The organism is Porphyrobacter sp. YT40 (genome assembly GCF_006542605.1).
Lineage (GTDB): Bacteria > Pseudomonadota > Alphaproteobacteria > Sphingomonadales > Sphingomonadaceae > Erythrobacter.
Map to the genome: position 1 here is coordinate 158617 of NZ_CP041223.1, position 24184 is coordinate 182800.

General features: G+C 63.7%; 20 protein-coding genes. 15 read left to right on the forward strand and 5 right to left on the reverse strand.

The annotated features are described in order from the left end of the window. Nucleotides 1–51 precede the first annotated feature (51 nt). From E2E27_RS18480 to aac(6'), 8 genes are all read left to right on the forward strand, one after another. Complete coding sequence (locus tag E2E27_RS18480; RefSeq protein WP_234036304.1) at nt 52–4269, forward strand: strawberry notch family protein; 4218 nt, start codon at nt 52–54, stop codon at nt 4267–4269. 80 nt (nt 4270–4349) lie between these two features. Next, entirely contained in the window at nt 4350–6413 is a 2064-nt protein-coding gene (locus E2E27_RS18485; protein ID WP_141462233.1) for a ParB/RepB/Spo0J family partition protein, read from the forward strand. An 81-nt stretch (nt 6414–6494) separates the two neighbouring features. After that, nucleotides 6495–7433 (forward strand): ArdC family protein, encoded by a 939-nt coding sequence (locus E2E27_RS18490; protein ID WP_141462235.1) that lies wholly within the window; start codon nt 6495–6497, stop codon nt 7431–7433. Continuing rightward, on the forward strand, nt 7402–7794 hold the full coding sequence (locus tag E2E27_RS18495) for a hypothetical protein (RefSeq protein ID WP_141462237.1): 393 nt from the start codon (nt 7402–7404) through the stop codon (nt 7792–7794). Before E2E27_RS18490 ends, E2E27_RS18495 begins: the two co-directional genes overlap by 32 nt. A 46-nt stretch (nt 7795–7840) precedes the next feature. Next, nucleotides 7841–8482, forward strand: coding sequence for a hypothetical protein (locus E2E27_RS18500; protein ID WP_141462239.1), 642 nt, complete (start codon nt 7841–7843; stop codon nt 8480–8482). An 11-nt stretch (nt 8483–8493) separates the two neighbouring features. Further along, nucleotides 8494–9114, forward strand: a complete 621-nt coding sequence (locus E2E27_RS18505; RefSeq protein ID WP_141462240.1) for a DUF6927 domain-containing protein — start codon at nt 8494–8496, stop codon at nt 9112–9114. Nucleotides 9115–9177: 63 nt separating this feature from the next. After that, a complete protein-coding gene (locus E2E27_RS18890) occupies nt 9178–9330 on the forward strand; it encodes a hypothetical protein (protein ID WP_181443681.1) in 153 nt (50 codons plus the stop codon). A 199-nt stretch (nt 9331–9529) separates the two neighbouring features. Then, nucleotides 9530–9976 carry an aminoglycoside 6'-N-acetyltransferase gene (gene aac(6'), locus E2E27_RS18510; protein ID WP_141462242.1) on the forward strand — a complete coding sequence of 149 codons (447 nt, stop codon included), beginning with the start codon at nt 9530–9532 and terminating at the stop codon, nt 9974–9976. 232 nt (nt 9977–10208) lie between these two features. Here the strand turns inward: aac(6') and E2E27_RS18515 are convergent, their stop codons facing one another. The 5 genes from E2E27_RS18515 to E2E27_RS18535 all read right to left on the reverse strand — a co-directional run bounded on the left by E2E27_RS18515 (nt 10209) and on the right by E2E27_RS18535 (nt 15455). Beyond that, nucleotides 10209–11519, reverse strand: a complete 1311-nt coding sequence (locus E2E27_RS18515; protein WP_141462244.1) for a serine hydrolase domain-containing protein — start codon at nt 11517–11519, stop codon at nt 10209–10211. Nucleotides 11520–11703: 184 nt separating this feature from the next. Further along, a complete protein-coding gene (tnpC, locus tag E2E27_RS18520; protein ID WP_141462283.1) occupies nt 11704–13299 on the reverse strand; it encodes an IS66 family transposase in 1596 nt (531 codons plus the stop codon). Nucleotides 13300–13427: 128 nt separating this feature from the next. Then, nucleotides 13428–13781, reverse strand: a complete 354-nt coding sequence (gene tnpB / locus E2E27_RS18525) for an IS66 family insertion sequence element accessory protein TnpB (protein WP_067489571.1) — start codon at nt 13779–13781, stop codon at nt 13428–13430. A 296-nt stretch (nt 13782–14077) separates the two neighbouring features. After that, nucleotides 14078–14230 carry a transposase gene (locus E2E27_RS19130; RefSeq protein ID WP_502705549.1) on the reverse strand — a complete coding sequence of 51 codons (153 nt, stop codon included), beginning with the start codon at nt 14228–14230 and terminating at the stop codon, nt 14078–14080. Nucleotides 14231–14882: 652 nt separating this feature from the next. Then, nucleotides 14883–15455, reverse strand: coding sequence for a hypothetical protein (locus E2E27_RS18535; RefSeq protein ID WP_353653644.1), 573 nt, complete (start codon nt 15453–15455; stop codon nt 14883–14885). On the opposite strand from E2E27_RS18535, the gene E2E27_RS18540 reads away from it, so the two are divergent. From E2E27_RS18540 to E2E27_RS18575, 7 genes are all read left to right on the forward strand, one after another. Then, on the forward strand, nt 15445–16731 hold the full coding sequence (locus tag E2E27_RS18540; RefSeq protein ID WP_141462246.1) for a DUF8535 domain-containing protein: 1287 nt from the start codon (nt 15445–15447) through the stop codon (nt 16729–16731). The two genes, E2E27_RS18535 and E2E27_RS18540, sit on opposite strands and share 11 nt — an antisense overlap. 44 nt (nt 16732–16775) lie before the next feature. Continuing rightward, complete coding sequence (locus E2E27_RS18545) at nt 16776–17411, forward strand: DUF7007 domain-containing protein (protein ID WP_141462249.1); 636 nt, start codon at nt 16776–16778, stop codon at nt 17409–17411. After that, nucleotides 17408–18499, forward strand: coding sequence for a phosphoadenosine phosphosulfate reductase domain-containing protein (locus E2E27_RS18550; protein WP_141462251.1), 1092 nt, complete (start codon nt 17408–17410; stop codon nt 18497–18499). The genes E2E27_RS18545 and E2E27_RS18550 overlap by 4 nt, the downstream gene beginning before the upstream one ends. A 111-nt stretch (nt 18500–18610) precedes the next feature. Then, the gene (locus E2E27_RS18555) at nt 18611–19807 is read left to right on the forward strand and encodes a helicase HerA domain-containing protein (RefSeq protein WP_141462253.1); all 1197 of its coding nucleotides are present in this window, start codon (nt 18611–18613) and stop codon (nt 19805–19807) included. Continuing rightward, complete coding sequence (locus E2E27_RS19300) at nt 19782–21266, forward strand: hypothetical protein (protein WP_502705550.1); 1485 nt, start codon at nt 19782–19784, stop codon at nt 21264–21266. The genes E2E27_RS18555 and E2E27_RS19300 overlap by 26 nt, the downstream gene beginning before the upstream one ends. Before the next feature lie 1464 nt (nt 21267–22730). Continuing rightward, entirely contained in the window at nt 22731–23630 is a 900-nt protein-coding gene (locus E2E27_RS18570; protein ID WP_141462257.1) for an adenine nucleotide alpha hydrolase family protein, read from the forward strand. Beyond that, complete coding sequence (locus E2E27_RS18575; RefSeq protein WP_141462259.1) at nt 23623–23994, forward strand: DUF3768 domain-containing protein; 372 nt, start codon at nt 23623–23625, stop codon at nt 23992–23994. The genes E2E27_RS18570 and E2E27_RS18575 overlap by 8 nt, the downstream gene beginning before the upstream one ends. Nucleotides 23995–24184: the final 190 nt, after the last annotated feature.

Genomic DNA, 24184 nt, shown 5'->3' on the forward strand with positions numbered 1-24184 from the left:
TGAAAAAGGGGAGGGGGCGGACTGGTTGCGGATCAGCATCAGGAGCAGACCGTGACCGACCTTTTCGAGCAATCCGACGATCGCCTGCGCGCAGCGATCACCGACGTCGCGCAAGACATCGCGTGCGGCACTCTCACCAAGAAATATCTCTTCGGGGCGATGGAAACCCTGCACGGTTGTTCCTCGGCGCAGGGAGTTTGGACGCAGCGCGACGCTTACGACCTGCTCGAAGCAGCGCTCACGCAACATCTTCGGGACGCTGAGAAGCCGACACTTGCGACGATCGCTTCGCTGTCGCGCCTCGTCGAGACCCTCCCCACACACACCGTGAGAAGCGAGGACCAGATCAGGTTCCAGCAGTTCTCGACGCCTGCGGACCTGGCGGCGCTGGTCGCGATCGCCGCGCAAGCGCGCCAGTCCGACGTCCTTCTCGAGCCGAGTGCCGGACACGGATCACTAGTGAGCATGTTGCCACCGGTCGCGGCGCTTCACCTCAACGAGCTCGATCCCAAGCGCCGGGCCAAGCTCGCGCTGCTTTTCCCCAAAGCGCAGATAACGGGCTTCGACGGCGCGATGCTGACGTCGCTCGCCGACCATGCCCTGCGCCCCACGCTGATCGTCATGAATCCGCCCTTCTCGCGATCGCAGGGCAGGGGGGCCGACGCGTTGGCGGCCGTCCGGCATTTGCGCGCGGCGATTGCCAAGCTCCCTCCCGGAGGACGCGTGGTCGCCATCATGCCCGACTGGTTCACGACCAGCGCCAAGATGCTCCGGATCTACGAGGACACCTTCGCGAATTGCACGGTACACACCTCCTGCAGACTCGCACGATGCTATCATAAGCAGGGGACCAGCGTTGCCGTTCGCCTGTTCGTCGTCGACAAGGTGCCGGGCAATATCAAACCCTCCATCCTGGCGCGCGATACGGTCGAAGCCCTCGCGGCCGAGTTCCGCATCGTCAAACGGCCAGAAATCGCACCACCGCCGTCGAAGGCCGGTCCCATCGCGCAGCGGCCCAAGGCGACCAGCCTCTTCCGCGCCATGCGCAAAACGCCTCGAACTGCGCCGCAGTTCGAGCGCAAGGTGGTCTCACGCGAGATCGCTCCGGTCGTTTACACGACCCTCGCCACGCCGCGCGCACTCGGAACGCAGGCCGGCGTCTACGTGCCCTACCGCCCGAGCCGCATCGACATCGCCGGCTCGCGCGAGCATCCCACACCGCTCGTCGAAAGCGTCGCGATGGGATCGATTCCGGCGCCGGTGCCCGACTATACGCCGCGGCTTCACGAGCGGATCGTCAGCGAGTCCCAGCTTTCCGAAGCCCAGCTCGAGACCGTCATCTACGCGGGAGCCGCCTGGGGCCAATACCTCCCAGGCAAGTTCAAGCCCAACGAGGAAGGGGTGGGTCTGTCGCTCGCAGAGGATGGCCGCGCTTACCGCAAGGGCTATTTTCTTGGCGACGGCACGGGTGCGGGGAAGGGCAGGCAGATCGCCGCCTGCATCCTCGACAACTGGCTTGCCGGACGCCGGCAGGCAATCTGGGTGTCAAAGAACGAAAGCCTGCTCGAGGACGCGCGCCGCGACTGGTCGGCGATCGGCGGATTGCCCGCCGACATCCAACCGCTGTCGAGCTGGAAGATCGACGAGGACCTACCGTTTCGCGAAGGCATCGTGTTCGTCACCTATCCGACGCTGCGTAGCCAGCGCCAGGACGCAACGCGGCTCAAGCAGCTGCTCGATTGGGCAGGGCCCGATTACGAGGGCGTGATCGCCTTCGACGAGAGCCATGAGATGGGCGGCGTGGCCGGCGGGGAAGGCGCCCGCGGCGCCAAGGCGGGCTCGCTGCAGGGCATCGCCGGAGTGCTCCTGCAGAACCATCTTCCCGATGCGCGCGTACTCTACGCCTCCGCCACCGGTGCATCGGACGTCAACAACCTCGCCTATGCCGTCCGGCTCGGCCTGTGGGGTCCGGGAACCGCCTTCTCGAGCCGCGAGGACTTCATCAGCCAGATCCGCTCGGGCGGCATCGCGGCGATGGAACTGGTCTCGCGCGACCTGAAGGCACTCGGACTCTACCAGGCCCGCGCGCTCAGCTTCGCGGGTGTCGAATACGAGGTGCTGAAGCACGATCTGACGGACGACCAGATTCGTATCTACGACACCTATGCCGACGCGTGGGCGATCATTCACCAGAACATGGAAGAGGCGCTGGCGCTGACCAACGTGGTCGACGAGCTCGAGGGCGACACGCTCAACAGCGGCGCCAAGGCAGCTGCGCGCTCGAGGTTCGAAGGTGCCAAGCAGCGGTTCTTCAACCAGGTTCTGCTCTCGATGAAGCTGCCGACGCTGATCGCCGCCATCAACGATCATATTGACGACGACAAGGCGGTTGTCGTGCAGCTCGTCTCCACCGCCGAGAGCATCCTCGATCGTCGCCTCGACAGCCTCTCGCCCGAGGAGCGCGCCGAGCTGGACCTGGACCTGAGCCCGCGCGAAAACGTGATCGACTATCTCGAACGCGCGTTCCCGACCCAACAAATGCAGGTCTTCGTCGACGACACCGGCGAGGAACGCTCGATGCCGATGTTCGACGACGAGGGCCGACCGGTCCACAACGCACTCGCGGTCGAGAAAAAGCAGCGCCTGATCGAACATCTGTGCGCCTTGCCGCCGATCAAGCCGGCGCTCGACGGCATAATCGAGCACTACGGCACCGAGCGCGCGGCAGAAGTGACCGGTCGCACGAAGCGTCTCATCACCCAGAGCGACGGCAGCCAGAAGCTGGAAACACGCTCGGCGCGGACCAACCAGTCCGAAACCGACCACTTCATGGACGGTCGCAAGACCATCCTCGTTTTCAGCGACGCAGGCGGCACCGGCCGCTCCTACCACGCCAGCCTCGACGCCGAGAACCAGCGCCAGCGCGTCCACTTTCTGCTCGAGCCGGGTTGGCGCGCGGATCGCGCGATCCAGGGGCTGGGCCGCACGCACCGGACCCATCAGGCCGCGACGCCGCTCTTCCGCCCCGTGACCACCAACTGCAAGGGGGAGCTGCGCTTCACCAGTACGATCGCGCGGCGTCTCGACAGCCTCGGTGCGCTGACCCGGGGCCAGCGCCAGACCGGCGGACAGAACCTGTTCGATCCCGCAGACAATCTCGAAAGCGAATACGCCAAGGCAGCGCTCGTGACGTGGTTCGGACTGCTTGCCGAGGGCAAGCTTAACAGCGCCACCTTACTCGACTTTCAGAAGAGGAGCGGGCTCAAGATCGCGTCGGCCGACGGCATCCTCGAAGAGGACCTGCCGCCGATCCAGCGCTGGCTCAATCGCATCCTCGCGCTGCCGATCGCAATGCAGAACGCGATCTTCGAAGAGTTCCTCGCGCTCGTCGAGGCCAGGGTGTCGGCCGCGCGCGACGCCGGCACTCTCGATCTCGGAGTGGAGACAATCCAGGTGGAATCGGCCAGCGTCGCCGAGGATATCGTCCTCCGCACTGACGACCGCACTGGCGCCACCTCGCACCTTCTGAGGCTCGATCTTACCACCCGCTGTCAGCCGACCTCGCTCGAGCGGGTGCTCGAACGCCGGGAATGGTCGGACGGCTGCACCCTTATGCGGAACACGAAGAGCGACAAGGCGGCGCTTTGCGAACCGTCCAGGCACTTCATGACCGAGAAGGGCGAGCTCATCCAGCGGGTGATCCTGCACCGCCCGCTGCGCCGCGAGTACCACCAGCTGCGCGATCTCGAGGAAAGTGCATGGACTCCCTGCAGCGAAGCCGACTTCGCGCGTCTGTGGACTGCCGAGGCCGAAGACAGCGCGTCGCGCCTACACACCGAGACGGTCCACCTCGCGACCGGATTGCTGCTGCCGATCTGGTCGAACCTTCCGCGCGACTATCTCGAGGTCAACCGGATCGTCGATCTCGAAGGGCGCAGCTGGCTCGGCCGCATCGTCTACGACACCGATGTTGCCGACGTGCTGAAGGCCTTCGGAGCCAACTCGACGGCGGTGCTGACCGAGGACGCCGTGGTCAAGGCGCTGCGCGAAAACCGCAGCGTCACGATCGAACAGCCTTTCAGCGCGGTACTGAAGCGCTCGCGCGTCGCTGGCGAACTGCGCATCGAAATCGCAGGAGCACCCGCAGATCAGGTGGAATGGCTGAAGAGCATCGGGTGCTTCACCGAGATCATCGCCTACCGCACCAGGCTGTTCATCCCGAAGGACAACCCCGAACCCGTCGTCAAGGCGCTCCTGACGCCGCTCTGACGACTCGGGACAGCGGCAAGGGGAGGGGGAGGGGATGGGGTGGCCGGTAATTGGCCGGTCGGTCATCAGGAGTCAGACCAATGCAACTTATCCCGTTGAGCAAGCTCGACCAGAGCGAAGACAACGTCTGCAAGCGCCCCAATCCCGAATTCGAGGAACGCCTGTCCTTTGACATCGAGGCGCGGGGCGTGCTGCAGAACCTCATCGTCGCCAAGGCTAAGAAGCGCGGTCGTTTCGAGGTCATCGGTGGCGGCAAGCGGATGCGCGCCATGCACCGGATCGTCGAGCGCGGCGCGATGGACGCCGACTTCGAGGTTCCGTGCCTCGTCATCGACCGGCGCGAACACAACGCCAGCGAAGTCTCGCTTGCCGAGAACTTCCAGCGCCTGCAGATGACGCCGGCCGAGGAATGCCAGGCCTTCCAGCACTTCATCAAGGAAGACGGCGACACCGCCGCCGTCGCCAAGCGTTTCGGGCTGACCCAGCGGTTCGTCGAAGGGCGCCTGCGGCTCGCCAACCTTGCAGGCCCGATCTTCGAGGCGCTTGCTGCCGGCGACATCACCCTCGATCTCGCCAAGGCCTATGCCGCGACCGATCAGCACGAGGTGCAAATCCGCGTTTTCGAGCAGATGCGCCACGCCTGGAATCCCAGCGCCGACGCGATCCGCCGGATGATCGCCGACGGTTCGCTGCGCGGCAACGATCCGATCGCGCTGCTCGTGGGCGAAGACGCCTATGTGGCCGCAGGCGGCAAGATCGAACGCGACCTGTTCAGCGAAGCGGCAGACGACCGCTGGATTGATGTCGAAGTCGCCCACCAGCTCGCAGGCGCGAAGATGGAAGCCGAAGCCGAACGGCTCGCGGCCGAAACGGGCCTCGCCTGGATCAATCCCGTTGCGTCGACCAACAGCTGGCACGCGCGCAGCGAACTCAACGTCGGCCCGGTCCGGCTTCCAGCAGCGCCGCTGTCCGAAGAAGCGCGCGCCCGCATCGACGCGATCGACGCACGGATCGACGAGATCAACGAGATCTTCGAAGACGAGAGCGCGCAGGAAGACGAAAGCGTCGACCTCGAACAACTCGAGACCGAGTACGATACGCTCTCGACCGAGCGCGACGAGCTCAACAACCCGGTTCGCGAACTTCCCGAGGAATGGCGCGGCGAAGTCGGCCGCTTCCTGATCCTCACCAACAAGGGCGAGATGGTCCTCGAGAGCGACTACTACAGCGAGAAACGCCTCAGCTTCGAGCAGGACGAGGACGGCAACGTCACCGCGACTTCCGAGGAACGCCCCACCGGAAGCACGAGCTCGACTCCTCCGCGGCCGGCGACACCCGAAGCGGTCGCGCCGGGCGGCGACAAGCCGATCAGCGCGAAGCTGTTCGACGAGCTGTCGGTCCAGCGCCGCAACATCCTCGCAGCCTCACTCCTGGGCGATCCCGGCCTCGCGCTCGACTACGCGATCTTCGCGCTGTGCGATGATCGCAGCTACGAGAGCAAGGGCACCTCGCTGAAGGCGGGCAAGCCGCAGGATCCTGCCTATGGCGACATTCCCCAGTCCGCGGCCGAAGGCATCCTCGCAGCCGCAGCGGACGCGCTCGACAAGAGCTGGCACGAGCCCAAGATGGTGACCGATCGTTTCCTCGCCTTCCGCGAGCTCGACGACGAGGCCAAGGCCGCCTGGCTCTCCTACGTCGTCGCCGTCTCGCTGGAAGCGAAGAAGGGCTACAATTCGGAATATCATCCGATCCACGCCGTGCTCGGCTCGATCCTCGATGTCGATGTCGCCGCGATGTGGCGACCGACGTCAGAAAACCTGTTCGACCGGATCAACAAGACGTCGTGTCTTGCGGCCCTGACCGACATCGGCGGAAGCGAGCTCGCAGCGCGTTACGCAGCCTCGAAGAAGGCCGACCTGTCGAAGACGTGCGAGAAGATCTTCTCCGGCGATGCGATCGTCGAGGAAGAGGTGAAGGAACGCGCCCTCGCATGGCTGCCCGAGGCCATGAAATTCGAGGTTCCCGTCACGGCCGGCGCTGACGAGCCGGAGGAACAGGTCGAGGACCACGAAAACGAAGCCGACGACGACACCACGTCCGAGGATCTCGAAGACGTCGACGAAGAAGCGGCGGTGAACGCCTGACGGCGCCGCAACCCTCCTGATGCAACTGGCCCGGTCGCTCACGCAGCGGCCGGGCCTTTTTTTCCCGACCGGAGAGCCGCCATGAAACACAGCCCCAAGCGCGACGTCGCGCAGGACATCACCAACCTCATCATCCGAAAGATCGAGGAAGGCACCCTTCCGTGGCGCCGCCCGTGGAAGAAGACCGGAGCAGGCGGTGCCCCGCTGCGGGCCAACGGGGTGCCCTATACGGGCATCAACCGGCTTTATCTCTGGGCGGTCGCAGACACGATGGGGTATCAGTCCCGCTACTGGATGACCTATCGCCAGGCGCAGGAACTCGGCGGACAGGTACGCCGCGGCGAAAGCGCCGAGCCGAGCATCTACTTCAACTCGACGAAGAAAACCGACGTCGACCAGGTGACGGGCGAGGAATCCTCGCGAACGATCAGGTTCATGCGCGCCTATTCGGTCTTCAATGCCTCGCAGATCGACGGCTTGCCGACCCATTTCTATCCCGACCCGGTCCCCGAGACTCCGCCGACAGCGTCCGAGAAGGCCGCTGCGATCGCGGCGTTCTTCGCACCGATCCCGAGCGAGGTACGCTATGGCGGTGACCGTGCCTTCTATTCCCCGGGCGGCGACTTCATCCAGATGCCGCACCGCAACGCCTTCATCGACGAGGACGGGATTGCCGCCACGCTCGCCCACGAGACCGGCCACTGGACCGGCCATCCGACACGTATGGCGCGCGAATTCGGGAAGCGCTTCGGAGACAAGGCCTATGCCTTCGAAGAGCTGGTTGCGGAGCAGATCTCGGCGCGCATCTGCTACGAGCTGGGCTTGCCTGCGGATCTCCACGAGAGCCACGCGAGCTATATCGGCCACTGGCTCGACATCCTCAAATCGGACAAGAGTGCGATCATCACCGCGGCAGCCAAGGCAGACCAGGCCTTCACCTACCTCGCCGCATTCTCCGGGTACGACAGCGAAGCGCAGGAGGAAGACCATGATACGGTCGAACTTCAGGCTTGCGCTTGAGCCGGGTCTGGACGGGGTAGTACGCCTCGCCCAGCTCCACCAGTACGCGACCGACCTGGTCGACGGGAAGCGGGTGTTGATCGGACCGGCTCTGCGCGAACGGATCTCGCTGACATTCCCGCGCCGCAGACCGGAAGCCGTCCTGGACGCGCTTCTGGGCAAGGGGCTTCCGAGCTGGGATCTCGTTGGCAGCGACGACGGGAGCGAGGTCCTGACGATCATCACCCATCCGGAAGGTGTGGCGCTATCCGCGATCGTCCGGATCATCGAACACGTCGCGCCGGAGGCTCTACGTCGGCCGATCAGTTACGAGCCGGTTGCCGGTGCTCCGCTGCCGCCGCCATCGCGCCTCCTGCATTGAGGGGAGGGGGAGGGTGTCCGTTGCATCACCAACGGAGACAAGGCCCATGACCTGCGACATCGACTACCGCTACCGGCGCGCGCTCGAGCCCGATGGCCTGACAACATTCGAAAACGCCTTGCGAGCGCTCAACGAAGCTGTGGACGACGCAAGGCTGGCCGCGCTCGATCCCGCGCTCTGTCCGGCGATCAAACTGCTCACCCGCCATCTCGGGCGTATCTCGAACGGCGAATCCCTCTGTCACACCGCGCTTGACGACAATCTGTGCCGCCAATGCATCGAGAGGATCGCAGAACTGAAACGCGCGCCGGCGATCGTCGCTCTCGTTCGGCGCGGTCTCGACTACCGCCCGCAGGAGCTGCGGCATTATCGCCGTGAAGGGAGCCGGGCCCTTCGCGCAATCGCTTTCCAGCTCGGCCTCGAACACACCGATTACCGGCTAGGCTATACGACCCCGCAGGAATCGCTCGCCGGCGATCACACGCTGGAAGCGAAGCAGCTCTACCTTCGCATCTCTCCCGAGCGCTACGGGGAGCCCGGCGTTGCATGGCGAAACCCCCACTGGAAACCCCCGGGTGCCGCCATGCGCAAGGCGCCGATCACCGTGCTGCGCGACATCCCGGCGCTCGCCGCACGGATCGCGCGCGAACTCAAACTGCCTTCGCCGGCACAGCCCGGCCTCATCTGAAGGAAACGATCATGGGATGGCTTACGATGACGCGCCTCGGCATGGCGCCTTACGAGACGCCAAAAGCCTATCTGGACGCCCAGCTGACCTACGAGCGCCCGGCCACTGGAGAAACGCCGTTCCGGGCACTACGGGTACTGAAAAGCGTCTATTCCGGCAGCGCCTACTATGCCGCCGTCGAACGATACGATGAAAGCGGCGCCCGGCTCTACGTCACCGCCATCATCTGTCTGGTGCGCTGGAATCCGAAAGCCGCCGACGGTCACATCTTCGGATACAAGGACATGGATGAGGATATGGGCCCATGCGAGGCTGGGTGTCCTCGTAGTGTCCTCGAGCTCCTGACCAGCAGTACCCATCCCTATGCCCTCGACTGGCGACGACGCTGCTACCGGCTGCTTGAGCTCACCGAACGCACGATCGCCGATGGCGACCTCATCCGTTTCCCCGAACCGATGCAGTTCACCGATGGAAGCAGGCACGCCGATTTCAAGGTTCGACGCGAAGGCCGGAAACTGACGCTGACCTTGCCCGACGGCCGAGGCCGCTTCAAGATATCCCGCCTGCTCGAACGACGCTTCGAGATCATCCGTCAACCCAAAGTCGCCAGGACCATCTTTCCGGCAGCCTGATAGATTGGACCCATTATGTCGGGCACATCGCTAGACCGCCGGCGACAGCAGCTCTGCGGCCGAATGAACGCGGAACGCATAGCCATCAGGTTGAGCGAAATCACCGGCGAGGACCATGCCGTCGTCCGGACGGATTGCGAGCTCCAACCGTATCGCGTCATCCCTGCCGCAGAAGGGCGTCCGGCGGACGTCGAACTCCAGGTAGTGCTGCTCTGAACAAGGACCTCAGCTCAAGACTTTTGAGGAAACGTCGTAAGCGTCCGGTCGAAACCGTTGTCGGCAATGGCCAGTTTCGGGATGCGGGTGGCGGCACCGGAATGACCGATTGGGGGTGGGAAACCGACTGTCCGGTAATCGCGATCCTTGGCCGATACCGGACATGGTAAATCCTTGCCGACGAGGCTACTATCGCAACATGAACATAATCGCCGCCGACTCTACTCATCTGCCGCAATGGGCGAGGTTGCGCATCAGCCTGTGGGCCTGGGACACAGTTGAAGATCACCAAGAAGAAGCGGAAGAACTCTATCTTTCCGGCAACCCCGACCGCACTGCTTTTGTGGCTCTCGACGACGATCAAGTTGTGGTGGGCTTTGCGGAAGCGACTATCCGCCGGGATTATGTCGAAGGATGCGACACGTCGCCGGTCGTTTTTCTTGAAGGTATATATGTCGATCCAACTTGGCGGAAACGCGGCGTCGCTCGCGCGCTGAGCAATGCGGTTGCTGAATGGGGTACGGGGCGCGACGCAAAGGAATACGCCTCAAACGCCCTGTTGGATAACGTGGGCAGTCACGCCTTTCACGCTGCCATAGGCTTTTCCGAGACCGAGCGGGTCGTGTTCTTCAAGCGACCGCTTTGAAGACGTCAGTCTGCAGATGAACATGTGTCAGCTATCAAGTCGCTAATCGGTCCACCTGTATGTCCAAAACGGGGTCGTTAGCAGAGTATCCGCTTTCAGTGGATGGTGAGGCAAAGCTGCCAGTCCGCTAATCAGGAAATCCGCGGAAGGCTGAAACGTCCAAAATTGGGTGGGAAGGCGACAGTCTTCTTTCGGTCAAGAAAACGGTAATGCGGCCTTTGGCTCGGTTTCGCTATGAAGCGCAAGGATGGCGCGAACGGTCTCGACGGCGCAACCGGAAACTCCCCGCAAGAATGGTCGCCCATCCGCCGACAATCCAGAGCAAAGGCATCAGCGCTTCCGCCGGACTGGTCAGCCGCAAGGCCGTGCCGTAAATCATTGCAGGGGTGATTGCGGCACGTCGCTGGGCGGTCCATGCGCCACCCAATCGGGTGGCGATACCCCTGCCGCCTGTAGACAGGGCGACGATTGCATCGCCGGTCGCGGCTTCGATACGCACGGTGTTATTGACCGCAGGCACATTGCCCCCGTTGTGACCAAAGATTAAGTCTCCGCGCGTGCTTCTCGCAAACAGCTGAACGCCGAGGCCCCAGTGGGCAGAACCGAACAAGTCCGCTTCTGGCGCGCGCAGGGATGCGAGAGAGCCCGGTGAGATCACACCCCGGCCGGGCACTTCCCCGTCGGGACCCGGCATATGTGCCTGTGCAAATCGTGCCATGTCGTTTGCCGACGAATAGAGCGATGCCGCCGCTGCTGCCGTGTAGCGGTAATGCGGCGCAACCCCACCATCGGCCCCGAAGAACTCGGCGACGTCCGCAGCGCCCGCTGTACTCGTTCGAAAGGTCGAGTTCTCCATGCCGAGCGGGTCCAGGACCGTACGATCCATGTAGTCTGCGAAGGGCTCCCCGGACACCTCTTCGATCATGAGCTGAAGCAGGGTGTAGCCGCCCCCTGAATAGCGCCACGAACCGTGCTCCTTGCCGACGCGCACTGCGCCGGTTCTGAGCGGGCAGGCGTCGGCCGCGTGGCTCAGGGAGTCTTCGATCGGTTGCAGCTTCGCGCCGGGAGGGAAACCGCAATACCCGAGATCGTCGGTGAGACCGGCGGTATGGCTCAACAGGCGTCGCACGGTGACGCGCTCGTTCGGATAATCACCGCGAGGTAGCGTCCAGCGTTTGACATAGCGCGAAACGGGAGCATCCAGATCGACTTTCCCGGCTTCGACGAGCGCCATGACACCCCAGGCCGTGACCCATTTGCTGACCGAGGCCATCTGGAACATGGAGTCGCCGGAAACCGGCTTGCCGATCGACATCGTGTGCGACTGAGCGACCTTGCCGTTTTCGATCAAGACGAGCGCAAGGTTGCCGCGATGATCTTCTGCCACTTCGCGCGCGGCTTTCGCAAATACATCGCTGCCAGTCCCGTCGACTTTCATTCCTCCAAGATCCGTCAGGGGCGCGAAGGTAACGAGGATGGCCCAGATGAACATCAAGGCCAAAACGGCCGTCACAAATCTGGGAAGCGAAAGCTTTGTCGTCATTTGCCTCCACTGCGCCCGTTTCTGCTCATCGGACAAAAGCAGCTCTTTGCGCGACTACCACCTTATGAGGTGACGGGTTTTAGGCCAAGCAGCGTGGGGCTTAATTGTCTGGAGTTCGGGTCGCTTGCTGAATGTCGGCTTCTGGCGGAAAATCGCAGATAGCTGCCATCGGCGCAATGGGTCCTCACGCAGCGTCGGGGTCACTGGAACGAGCCGCCTTCCACGCCCATGGCAGGAGCTCGTCGAGGCGGTTGATGGGATGGCCTTTGCCGATGCGGTCGAGGACGTCGGTCAGCCAGACCTGCGGGTTCACGCCGTTGAGCTTGGCGGTCTCGAGCAGCGAATACATCGCGGCCGCCCGCTCGCCGCCGCAATCCGCGCCGGCGAACAGCCAGTTCTTGCGCCCGACCGCGATGCCGCGCAGCGCGTTCTCGGCAAGGTTGTTGTCGATCTCGAGCCGTCCGTCCTGGGTGTAGGCGAGCAGCGCTGGCATCAGCTTGACGGCATAGCGCAGCGCCTCGGCAAGCGGTGAGCGCGCCGATGCCTGGTCGAGAACGCTGTCCGCCCACGCAAAGAAGTCGAGGGCAATGAGCTTTGATGCTGAGCGCTGGCGCAGACGCTCCTTGGGAGGTTCACCCTCGATCAACCGTTCGACCTCGTAGAGCTGCGCGATCAGGCCGAGTCCCTTGCGCGCAGCGGATCGATGATCGGCAACAAGCACATCGTGCAGCTTGCGCCTCGCATGCGCCCAGCAAGCGGCGGGGGTGATGGGACCCGGCTCCCGGCCTGGGTCGTAGAGCGCGTTGAACCCGGCATAGGCATCGGCCTGCAGAGAGCCCGCAAAGGCCGCAAGATGCTCGCGCGGCCGCTCGCCCTTGCGATCAGGACTATAGCGGAACAGGGCTGCGGGCCTGTCTGCCGGGCTCCATCGGCGGTTATCGCGCAGATAGACCCATAATCGCCCGGTCGCTGTCTTGCCCGTGCCGGGAGCCAGCACCGGCACCGGCGTTTCGTCGGCGTGGAGCTTCTGGCTCGCCATGACGTGAGAGCAAAGCCGCTCGACCAGCGGATCGAGCAGCCAGGTGACCTGACCGAGCCAGTCGGCCATCGTCGAGCGGGGAAGTTCGACGCCCTCGCGCGCATAGATCTGCGACTGACGGTATAGCGGCAGGTGATCGGCAAACTTGGCGACGATGATGTGCGCCAAGAGGCCAGGACCGGCGCGGCCGCGCGGGATCGGCAGGCTGGGCGCAGGTGCCTGGGCGATGGTATCGCAGCACTTGCAGGCGGCCTTGGGCCGGACGTGGCGCACCACGCGGAAGCTTGCAGGCACATATTCCAACACTTCGGTGACATCTTCACCCAGAACGCTCACCGCGCCAGCGCACGCTGCGCAGCGATCCATGCCCGGTGCCGGGTGCACGAGCACATCGCGCGGCAGATGATCGGGCAGCGGCGCGCGCTTGGGTTTGCGCCTGGGCTTGCCCGGTTCGACCTCGTCCCGATCGACCTGGCCGCGCACGACGCACTCGGCATGAGCCTGTTGGGCCTCGACATCCTCAAGCGTGAGTTCGAGCTGGTCGGCAAGCTGCGTCAAGCGCTCGGACGACTGGCCGAACTTCATCCGCCGTAGCTTGGCAAGCTGGGCTTTGAGCTTCTCGATCTGAAGCGTCGTCGGCTTGATCGCGTTGCGTGCGGCACCGAGTTCGTCTCGCGTTGCATCGTGTGCTTTGCGCTCGTCAGCAAGCGCCTGTTCCGAAGCGGAAAGGCGCTCCTTCATTGCCTCGGCAAAGGCCCGAAGTTCGTCCGGATCGGAGGGTAAATCAAGGTCGGCGGGAGACACGAACAGCGGATAACATGATGGGCGATCTTGACCAAGCCGAAGGCAGGAAAACCGCGCCCGATTCGTTAGATATGCACAGGCCGTTTGGGCGGCTTTGGCGCCACCGTCCGCCGCCAATCCATAGCCTCCAGAAGCAGCGAAAACTGCGCCGGTGTCAGCACCACACCCCCATCGACCAGCGGCGGCCACACGAAGCGATGGCGCTCGAGCCGCTTGGCGAAAAGGCACAGGCCGGTGCCGTCCCAGATTAGCGCCTTGAGGTAGTTGCCGCGCTTGCTGCGGAACAGGAAAACGTGCCCACTGTAAGGGTCGAGCCTGAAGACTTCGCTGGCAAGCACGCTCAGGCCCGCAAAGCCCTTGCGCATATCGACCGGCTTGCTGGCGAGATAGACCTTGGTGCCCGGCGGCAGGCTCAGCATGGCACGGCCTTCAACGCGCGCAGAACCCGGGCGAGCGCCTTCTCGTTGACGAAGCTGTCGACGGTCAAGCGCGCTCCGTTGGCGAGCTCGATGGCAATCGTGCCTGCTCGTGGCGGCTCGGTCGGCGGAGAAGCCGCTACACCGGCCACCAAAGGGCCGACCGACGGCTCTGGCCCCTCAGGGATGATCGCGGGAGCCGAAGTGTCCGCTGTGGCCTCGACGAACTGGCCGCATGGGATAAACTCCAGCGCCTTCCTTGCAATCGCTTGAGCTTCGCGCCGGTTGGCACGCCAGTTTTAGATCAAACTCTTGGCGATGCCATGCCTGCGCGCGACCGACGTGACCCTGACATCGGGGCGCAAGCTCTCCGCGACGATTGCGGCCTTCTCCGCATCAGAATAGCGCCGCCGCCGCTCCGTCCGCACAATCACGCCGCCACCGTCGGACACAGGATCTCCTTCTGGAGTCCAGAAAGAACTCCCTTCAGGAACCGTCCTTCATCGCTCAGCGGCAACCCCGCAACTCGTGGTTGGCCGGACGCTTACGAAACGTCCGCAATTGGGTGTATTGTGTTGAAAAAGTCTGCCGCGCGTTTTGGTCAGCAATAATCGAATCTTGATGGGCCGTTCGACGCAGCAGTGATTCAAGCGGCAAGACTGATCTGAATCATTATTGCCAAAAACTGACCGCTGGGTCGTCAGCTTCGACATTTTCAACACAATAGGGTGGAAAGCAGACCTTATGCCCTCCGCGGGATCAGAAGAAATCGCGACAGGATAAGAACTGCGGCCGCAAGGCCAGCGATCAGCAGGACAACTTCGAAGGGCGAGTCCATGCGATCTTTCAACATCCAGAAAGACACGAATGCCGCCAAACCGATCCATAAATTCTTGGGAATGACCAGCTCGGTTCTGCAACCATCGCAGATGAAAGGTTTCCCAAGACCCCATTGAGTCTTCAAAAAAGGAACCGGTTTTCCGCAAGCGGGACAAGGTGGAGATAGGACCCGCACGTAAGTAAGCCTATCACATCTATCAGCGTCCGCAATGGGGTCGGAAGCTGCCGCGACGAGCGACATGCCAATCACACACCCGAACTGGACTACTCGTCGATGTGACCGCCGAGCGCCGGATCGAGAAACCACGACGCGCCCTGCTCAAAATCGCTTCCGCGCGCAGGCACCGGACCATCAGGCTCGGCCGAGACATAGGGATTTACCTGAACCTGCGGGAGCGAACCTGCCCGGAACAATGATGCCGAGATCTCGCACCGCGCCTTGAGCAAGTCGAGCAGCCATTCGAGATCGTCCAGCATCTGCAGCACGCCGCGGCCAGCGAGCGTATAGTAGAGGCATCGCTGGTAATCGTCGCAGCCGCAGGAAAGTACCTGCGTGAGCTTGCGCTTCGCGCCGCGTTCGCCCTCATGAAGGGCTTCCAGCGTCTCGAACAATTCGCGAGCGGAATGATAGGCATCGAACGCCTCGACGCCGATCGAGGCATTCGCGAGCGATCGGCGGGTAGGGCGATTCATCTCGTCCACGCCGGCATCGCGAAGCGCAATGTCGAGATCGAACTGGCCGACGGCGAAAACCTTGTTCATCTTGCAAAACTCCCTTATGTGATGAACATAGAGTGAACAAAAAGGCGCGTCAACAGGTCCGATCATGTGGCTCATACCCAAGGACACTACCGGCCAGACCGGCAGGGTCGCCGTCAGCGGCGGCCTCAGGGATGCGCTGGTTCGCTGGTATACAGGTAAGGGCAGCGACGCCGACCACCGGGCATCCGTGTCGCTGGTGGTGACCTCGCGGGAAAACACGAAATGGCTCGCCTGCGATTGCCTGGGCGAGGATCGCCCGCCGCCGTTGATGAGTCCCGCGTACCTCAGCTTCCAAGAGACCTACTACCTGAGACGCCTTACGTCGCGGCCGAGCCACGACCCGAAATGCCCCTTCTACATGCCCCAAGCGCCACAGCGAATCCGCGAGACGAGCAAGGACACGCTCTACGAAATCGATGTGCCCAAAGGATTGTTCAACGCCCATCAGAAGGCCCCTGAGAAGCTCGCACAGAAACCCGACGCGACCGAACCGGACGATCGCTCCCGCGGAGTCGCCATTCCGCGGCTCGGCAAACTGCTCTGGCTGCTGCTGGAGCGGGCGCGCTCCAACATCCTGCGCGAGCTGCCGCCCCAAGGGCCGCGCGAAGGCTCGATCAGCGCCGAGATGAAGCGTCTGCGCGACATCGCAAGCCAGTTCGAAATTGCGCCCGGCATCTCGCTTGCGCGGCATTTCTACACCACCGCAATCGACTACGAAACAAAACGCGTTCACGCCCGCCTGCGCGAAGCCGAAGGAACGTGGCCCGCCGATTTCGCGCCGCAAGCCTTCCTGCTGCTCGAGGCGAGCGAAATCACCGGGAGCGAGATCGTCACCGGTCTCGGCACCGTTCAGGTCCGCAACCGGATCCAGCACACCGGCATCATCCGGGCGGAGGTCCAACCTCCCTTTCTTGTCCTCGCCGTTGTCGGCGAACACAGCAAGCGGGAAGGCTATCGCGCGCTTCGCGCCTATGCACAGCCCGTCTTCAGCGGCAACCAGTTCGTGCCGGCCGAGCGCGACCATGATCGAACAATCCTCAAGGAGCTGCAGGGCGCACAGTACGAGCTGCGACGCACCCGTGTGCGGATGTCGGTCAAGAAGATCCTCTTCGACATCGAGACCGAGCACGGTTCGGCGCGCCCCGATTTCCTCATCGCCGTGAAGGACACACAAACCCAGCAGCAGGTGGTCTTCGCCCTGCAGGTGCTCCAGTCGACGGATCCTGGATATCTCGAACTCCGCGCGATCGAATACGAACGGCTACGCGAGATCGGGCCCGTGTTCGCCTTGCCGATCCCAGAGGTCACCGCCAAGGCGATCACGGAAAGGGCGCTGTCGGTGATTGGCTGAAGGGAAGGGGGAGGGGTGGAGCGAACCGTCAGGAGGTCTCGCTCATGCCCAACTTTCCGCTTTCACCCCGTCCGGATCAATCGCCTTGGGGCGCAGTCCAGCAGGCCGATCAGATTGCCTCTGGAATCTGGTCGGTGACAACCGCCTCGCACGGCGGATTGCTCCTCTCCGAGGCCAGATCCGCAGCCATGCCGGCCGCCCTGCGTTTGTCGGGAGACGCCTACGAGGAGGATTGCGACTGGTCGCTGGTCTACCTCGCCTTCGAGAGCGAACTTGCACTCCAGAAAACCTCCACTGCAGGTTTTCTCCAGCTCGCCCGAGACACGGTCCGCTGCTGGCACCCCGACCGCTACGCCGCTCATACAGGCGAGAGCGTAGCACCCAATCAGTCGTCCGTTCTGCGCACGCGCGAGGCCTACCGCGCCGCCATCGGCGAATTCTGCACCACCACGGCCTGGGGTGACTGGGCCGACTGGGTTCCCGAAGGAAAGGTGGGCGTGATCGCCCGCAAGGTCGTCTCCGTGAACCACCTCGGTCGGCCCACCTATGCGGACGACGAACTCTGCGCGCTCGTCGACAAGGACGCCTATCGGGAACGGGGTGAGGTCACTGTCCTGTCGGCCATCGCGCACACGATCAGCGATCCCCCGGAAACCATCCGGCCCAAGAGGATCGCATGAGCAACTTCGAGCCGCCGATCGCGCTCGACCCGGAGGTGACCTCGGCGCTCCGGCAAGGAGCCCACGTTGTTTTCAGCCTCTCAGGCGGGAAGGACTCCAGCGCGGCCGCGTTCGCCGTCAACGCCCACCTCGACATGATCGGTCACCCCAGAGACAGGCGCCACGCGATACACGCTGACCTGGGCAGCATCGAATGGCTCTCCACGCCGGCGATGGTCGAGCGGATCGCGGCCATGCTTGCTGTTGAGCTGACAGTGGTACGGCGCAAGGCCGGAGGGCTCATCGAACGCTGGGAACAGCGCTGGGCGAGCTCGCTGCGTCGTTACGAGAACCTCGAGACCTACCAGCTCGTCTCACCCTTCTCGTCTGCCCGCCTGCGCTTCTGCACCGGCGAGACGAAGGTACAGCCCATCGGATCGTTCCTGCGCGCCAGAATGGCCGGAGAGACGGTCATTTCGGTCGTCGGGATACGCCGCGAAGAAAGTCACGCGCGCGCCGCGGCACCCGTCAGCAAACGCGACACGCGATTTGCGCCGGACGGCAACCGTGCAGGAACCCGGATGCTGACCTGGCATCCAATCGTGGATTGGACCGCCGGGGAGGTGTTCGCCTACCATTCAGCGCACGCCATACCACTCCATGAAGCGTACGATCGTGGCGCCGATCGCCTGAGCTGCAGCTACTGCGTCCTCGCGGGCCTCAACAACCTCATGGTTTCCGCACAGTGCGAGGGAAACCATCCGGCCTACCGGTCGATCGTGGAGATCGAGATCAACTCCGGATTTTCGTTCCAACCCGGCCGGTGGCTCGGCGACATCCGACCGGAAATTCTCGGTAGCGACCAGAGGCGAGGCCTGGCAGCAGCAAAACGACTCGCGGTCGAGCGTCGCACATTGGAGAGCCGCCTGCCCGCCGACCTGCGATTCACGAAGGGCTGGCCCCCGCGGATACCGGCGCATGACGAGGCCGCGACGATCTGCAGCGTGCGCGGAACACTCACATCGCGACTTCGCATAGCGAACCGATGGCCGACCGCCCGGGCGGTGCGTGAACGATTTGCCGAGCTGCACGCAGCCAGGGCTGCCTGACGCTGGAAAGCCATCGCCAAGCATTGGCGGAATTTCGGAAAAGATTCGCCGAACATTTGCCGAAATCCCCACCGCGCAAGCGGCTTCAGATCTTCACGAAAGGAGATCCTCATGGACATCGAGACCCCGAACGAACGAAACTGCGTCCCCATCGGCCGCCACTATGCCGGGCCCCTCAACCTCGATCTCGACAAGCTCCTCGCGGGCCGTCTCCTGATCCAGGGGACGAGCGGTGCCGGCAAGAGCGCAACGCTTCGCCGCATCATCGAAGAAGCCTTCGAGTACATGACAACGATCATCGTCGATCCCGAGGCCGAATTCGCCAACCTGGCAGCGCACATCGGCGCGACGACGATCAAGGCGACCGAAATCACCGCCGACGGGCTCAGTGCGGCGGCCCTGCGCGCGCGCGAACACAGGATTCCGCTACATATCGACCTCTCCGATCTCGATCCCGAGCAACGGATCATCAAGGCCGCGGCCTTCTTTTCAGGGCTGATGAGCGCGCCTGCCGAGCTATGGGCCAACACGATGCTCGTCTGCATCGACGAAGGTCACTTGCTCGCGCCGCACCTCGCGGGCCGCGCTCAGGACGCCGAAACCAGGCGGCTCGGCGTAGCGACCCTGACCGACCTGTGCAGCCGAGGCCGGAAGCGAGGCCTCGCCACCATAGTCGCCACCCAGAGACTGGCGAAACTCAGCGCGTCGGTAACCAGCGAGCTGCTGAACTTCCTCGTCGGGCTCAACGTCTTCGACCGCGACGTGAAGCGCGCCGCCGATTTTCTCGGCTTCTGTGCGAAGGATGCCGAGAAGCTACGGACGCTCGCCCCGGGGGAATTCTACGCGATGGGCCCGGCGCTCGAGAGCGGGGCTACCCTGGCCAAGATCGATCCGACGATCACGCGACACATCGGCGCGACACCCGAACTCATCGGTTCGGCCGACCACACAGCGGCGGAAGCCGAAGCCCTCCTCGCGCTCGATGCCATGCGGGCGCTGCCGCAGCCCGACCGGGGGCGGCTGACTGTCAAGGGGACCCGCGCACTCGACGCATTCCTCCTCGATCCCAGTGCGACGCTCGCAATCGCAACGGTCCAGGCGCTCGCTCGCATTTCGCCAAACGCCACCACCTGCAGCGAGCTCTCCGCACACACCGGGCGGGAGCGCACCGATATCCACGACGCGCTTGATACCCTCACCGCGATCGGCGCGATCGAGACAACGCACCGCGAGGACACGCGGATCGCACGACTGTCCGCTCGCCTCCGGCAGAAGAACGCCCATGTCGATCTCGTCGCACTCGCCTGAAGGATTCGACGTCGTCCAGCTCACCGGCCACGTGCCCGAGCCCTGCCGGCAACAGGTGAGGCCGCTTCGCGAAATGCCCTTCAGGCACGACGCCTGGTCTCCCGAGGAACTGGCCGATCTCACACGAATGTTTGCCGATGATACAGCCATCGCGGACCTCGGGAGACATCTCGGCCGCAAGCTGCACGCAGTTCGAACGAAGATCCAGGAGCTCGGCCTGAGACGGAACTCCGTCCGCGAGTGGACGCCACTCGATGACGCCGAGCTTGCCCGACGTTACGGGATCGACGCCACCGCCTCGATCGCAGGGGACCTCGGCCGCAGCTGCAGCGCGATCTACGCTCGCGCGCAGTATCTCGAGCTCACCGAACCCAATCCGCCTGATTGGACCGCCTGGGAAGACGCGCAGCTGCGCGCAGGCTACGCCGAAGCGATCGACGTCGCGCGTATCGCCGCCATCATCGGCCGCCCCGTCAGCGGAACTGCGTCCCGCGCCTCGAAGCTCGGGCTGCGCCATCCAAACACTCCCGATGGATGGACCGACGAGGAGATTTGCCGTGCGCTCGAATTGCTCGAAACGGGTATCCTCTACACCGAAGCGATCGATATCCTCGCTACCGAGGGATTTCCGCGCCGATCCAAGGCCGGCTTCGGTCCGAAGATCCGCGCTGCGGGCTACACCAGAGGCTGGGGAAGGGCGTGGCTTCCGGAGGAAGACGCGCTTCTTCGCAAGGCCTACGAGCACGGCAGCAGCCTCACGCCATTGAGAACCCGCCTCGGAAGAACACGCCACTCGATCAAATGGCGGGCCGAGCATCTCGGTCTGAACGGTACGCACAAGCACGAGAACGGATTTCGCGGCGGTCCCGACTGGAGCGAGGCCGATATCGCTTGTCTCCGACAGCACTATGGGTCGATGCCGAACGCGGCGCTCGCGAAGAAGCTCGGCCGAAGCAAGCTGGCAGTCTCCACCCGGGCGAATGTGCTAGGCCTCGTCCACGGCTACATCAGGCCGTGGAGCGAGCAGGAGCTCGCCGCGCTCGAGATTGCCTATCGCCGCGATATCGCGATTGCCGACCTTGCTCAGGCGCTGGACCGAAACGCCATGTCGGTGTCGAAATTCGCGACGAAGCGGGACCTTCATTTCGGGCGCCGTGCGCGGCTCAACAGACCGCCGACACTCGCCGACATTCTCGCGCTGGAAAGGGGAGGGGGAAGGGAAGCCGGGAACAGATCCATGAAGGAGGACACCGGTGAAACACGACACGATCAGGGCGACAGTCAGCCCGGAAACAATCTCGAAGGTAACGCGCCTGTTCAACGGGACGATCGGCGACATCCTGAACGAGCTCCTGCAGAACGCCCGTCGCGCTGGCGCGAGCGGAGTCGACGTCGACGCGATGCCCGTCGAGAACGGCTTGCGGGTTACCATCGCCGACGACGGCTGCGGGATCGATGATCCAGCCCGCGTGCTTGCGCTAGGCGCTTCGCGATGGGACGCGGCCGTGGCGAACGGCGAGGATCCTGCCGGGATGGGGATCTTCAGCCTGGCGGGCAAGCCAGCGAGAATCGAAAGCCGCACAGAGAATGCGATCACAGGTTGGTCGATCGAAATCCCGGCAGACGCCTGGACCGGCGAACGCGATATCGCCGTTCGGACCACAGAGATCTCACACGGGACCTCGATCCAGTTCGACGTCGAGGGAATCCACGACGGCACGCTGGAGCATGAGCTTGCCGAGGCGGCGAAGTTCTTTCCGTTGCCGGTCCGATTCCGGGGCAGAGAAAAGCCCCGGCAGGACTTCCTCACGGGCGCCCATCACATCGAGACCCGGAACGGAAGTCGGATCGGCATCTTCAAGGGTCGCCCCTATCACCGAACCCCGACCGTCAACTTCCACGGACTGACGCTTTTCGCCAACCTGTTCATCGTCTCGCAGATCGGCGGCGAACAGCTCCATGCCAAGGTCGACATCGGAGCCACGCCGGAACTCCAGCTCGTCCTGCCCGCGCGCAAGGAATTCGTCGACAACGCAGGCCTGACGGCGCTGAAAAAGGCCTGCGAAATCGCGTGCTACCGGGCCCTCGCGCACGACGGCAAGCACAGCCTCGCCTTCGAGGATTACGAACGGGCCCGCAAACTCGGTGTCGACCTGCCAGAGGCCGAGGCCTGCCTCGATGAGTGGGAGCCTGACATCGCCGACGGCGACACCGGAATCGCGTCCGGAGAGCGCCGAGAGATCACCGGCGACGAATTCCTGATGGACGATCACGAAGCGCACTTCGGGCAGGCCATCGCACGTGCATTGGGCGACAATCCGATCCGCGGGAAGCTCGTGTCGCGGAAACGCGGGTTCGAAGGCTACAGCTGGTACGACGAGCTGAGAGAATTCAGCGAACCGATCTTCCTGGTGACAGCCGGCGGGATCACACATCGCGTCGACGCAGTGGCAGCCGATCCGCCTCTCGCGACAGTGACCGAAGCCGAGACCATCCAACTCGAATTCGCGATCGACGAACAGGGAGGCCGGACGGCCGAGCGGGAAAGCGTGGATGCCGACCTCGTCTTCACCTTCCCCGACGGGTGCTGCTCGGACGGGCTCGACGATGTCACGATCGCGTTCGTTCGTACCGAGGCGCTGACCCCTGAAAGGCTAGTCGACATCCTCGACAACGCGTGCTTCTCACCGTGGAGCGACAGCGAGGCCGACAGCTGGGACACCCAACACGACCGGTTCCTGCGCGATGCCCGCGAGCTCGCCTATCGCATCCTGATCGACGAGAACGCGGCGATCGCATCCCAATTCCGAGACGCGGTCGCACGGATCATGTGGGCGCTGCCTAAGGGCAAACGCGTCGAGATCGCATTTACCCACGACTGCCCGATCGCAGTCGAGGTCTCTGACCTGCCGGAGACCGACTAATGCCGCCGCGGGTCCTGTGTTACGGCGTCGGTGTCGACAGCACAGCCTTGCTTGTCGAGCTGGAAGCCCGGGACGAAGCGCCAGACCTCGTACTGACTGCCGACACGGGCGCCGAGAAGACGGAAACCTACGAATTCCAGCGGCTGATGCGCGCATGGATGAAGGAGCGCTCCATTCCCTACGAAGTCGTCCGCTACGAAACGAAGCGCTTCAAGAACTGGCCGCCCTACCAGAACCTGACAGAATCGCTGCTCACCAACGGGTGCCTCCCGTCCATCGCATTCGGGCGACACAGCTGTTCGCTGAAATACAAGGCGGCGCCCCAGGAGGCGTTCCTGAAGGCGTGGCAACCAGCGATCGAGGCCTGGGCGGCAGGCGACAAGGTCATACGCTACATCGGTTACGATGCATCGCCACGTGACGGGCAGCGCTACGCTCACGCAAGGACCATCGATGATCCCCTGTTCGACAATCGCTATCCTTTGCGCGACTGGGGATGGGATCGCGAGCACTGCAAGGCCCGCATCGTCGAGGCCGGCCTCCCGGTTCCGCCAAAGTCGTCCTGCGTCTTCTGCACAGCGATGAAGCCCGACGAGGTCAGGGCGCTCTCACCCGAATGGCTGAGGACGATTGTGCTAATCGAGGCCCGCGCGTCTCCGCGCCTCAAGACGGTCGAGGGGCTCTGGCGGCGCTCGACGCGCACGAGGCCGGGGCGGATGACGGACTTCATCCGCAACGAAGGTTTGCTGCCCGACGAGGAGATCGCTCGCATAATCGAAAGCGCGCCGGCGGATCTCGTCGCGTTCCAAACCCGCGCAGCTTCGCAGCCGCTCGAAGAGCGAACGCCGATGGCGAGCTGGCTCGAGCGCTTCCACGCAGGAGAAACCCACCATGCTTGACGCACTGACGACGACGTCACCAAAAACGAGGACGGAGCGGATCGCCGAACTCAACGACCGAGCCCGGCAGGGGCTCGATCGGACCGCGCGGACGGTCTTCACGATCGGGCTCCTTGACGAATTAAGCGACGGTTCGCGGGCCAGTGACATCCTCGCACAGGCGCGGATCATGAAAGCCATGCGCGAATGCAATTTCGGAGAGGACTCTCCGGAGCGCGACATGGCCTGGTTCGAGGTGGACGGTATTCGCATGATGATGAAGATCGACTATTTCGACGCCGATTTCGAATGGGGATCGGAAGATCCGGCCAACGCGGCCGAAACGCGGCGGGTCATCACGATCATGAGACCGGAGGATTACTGAAAATGGGTATCCGACCTGCAGGGCCCTCAACCCGGGAAAGTATCGAGACCGCCATCTCGCGTCTTCAGCGCGCCCGCAGCACCTTGCGCGAGGCCGATTGCCCGAAGTCGCTCGCGAAGGTGCGATCGGCGCTGGCAAGCACGCAAGGCGCGCTGCGCCACGCCGACCATCGCATCACGCGAGGCGCAGC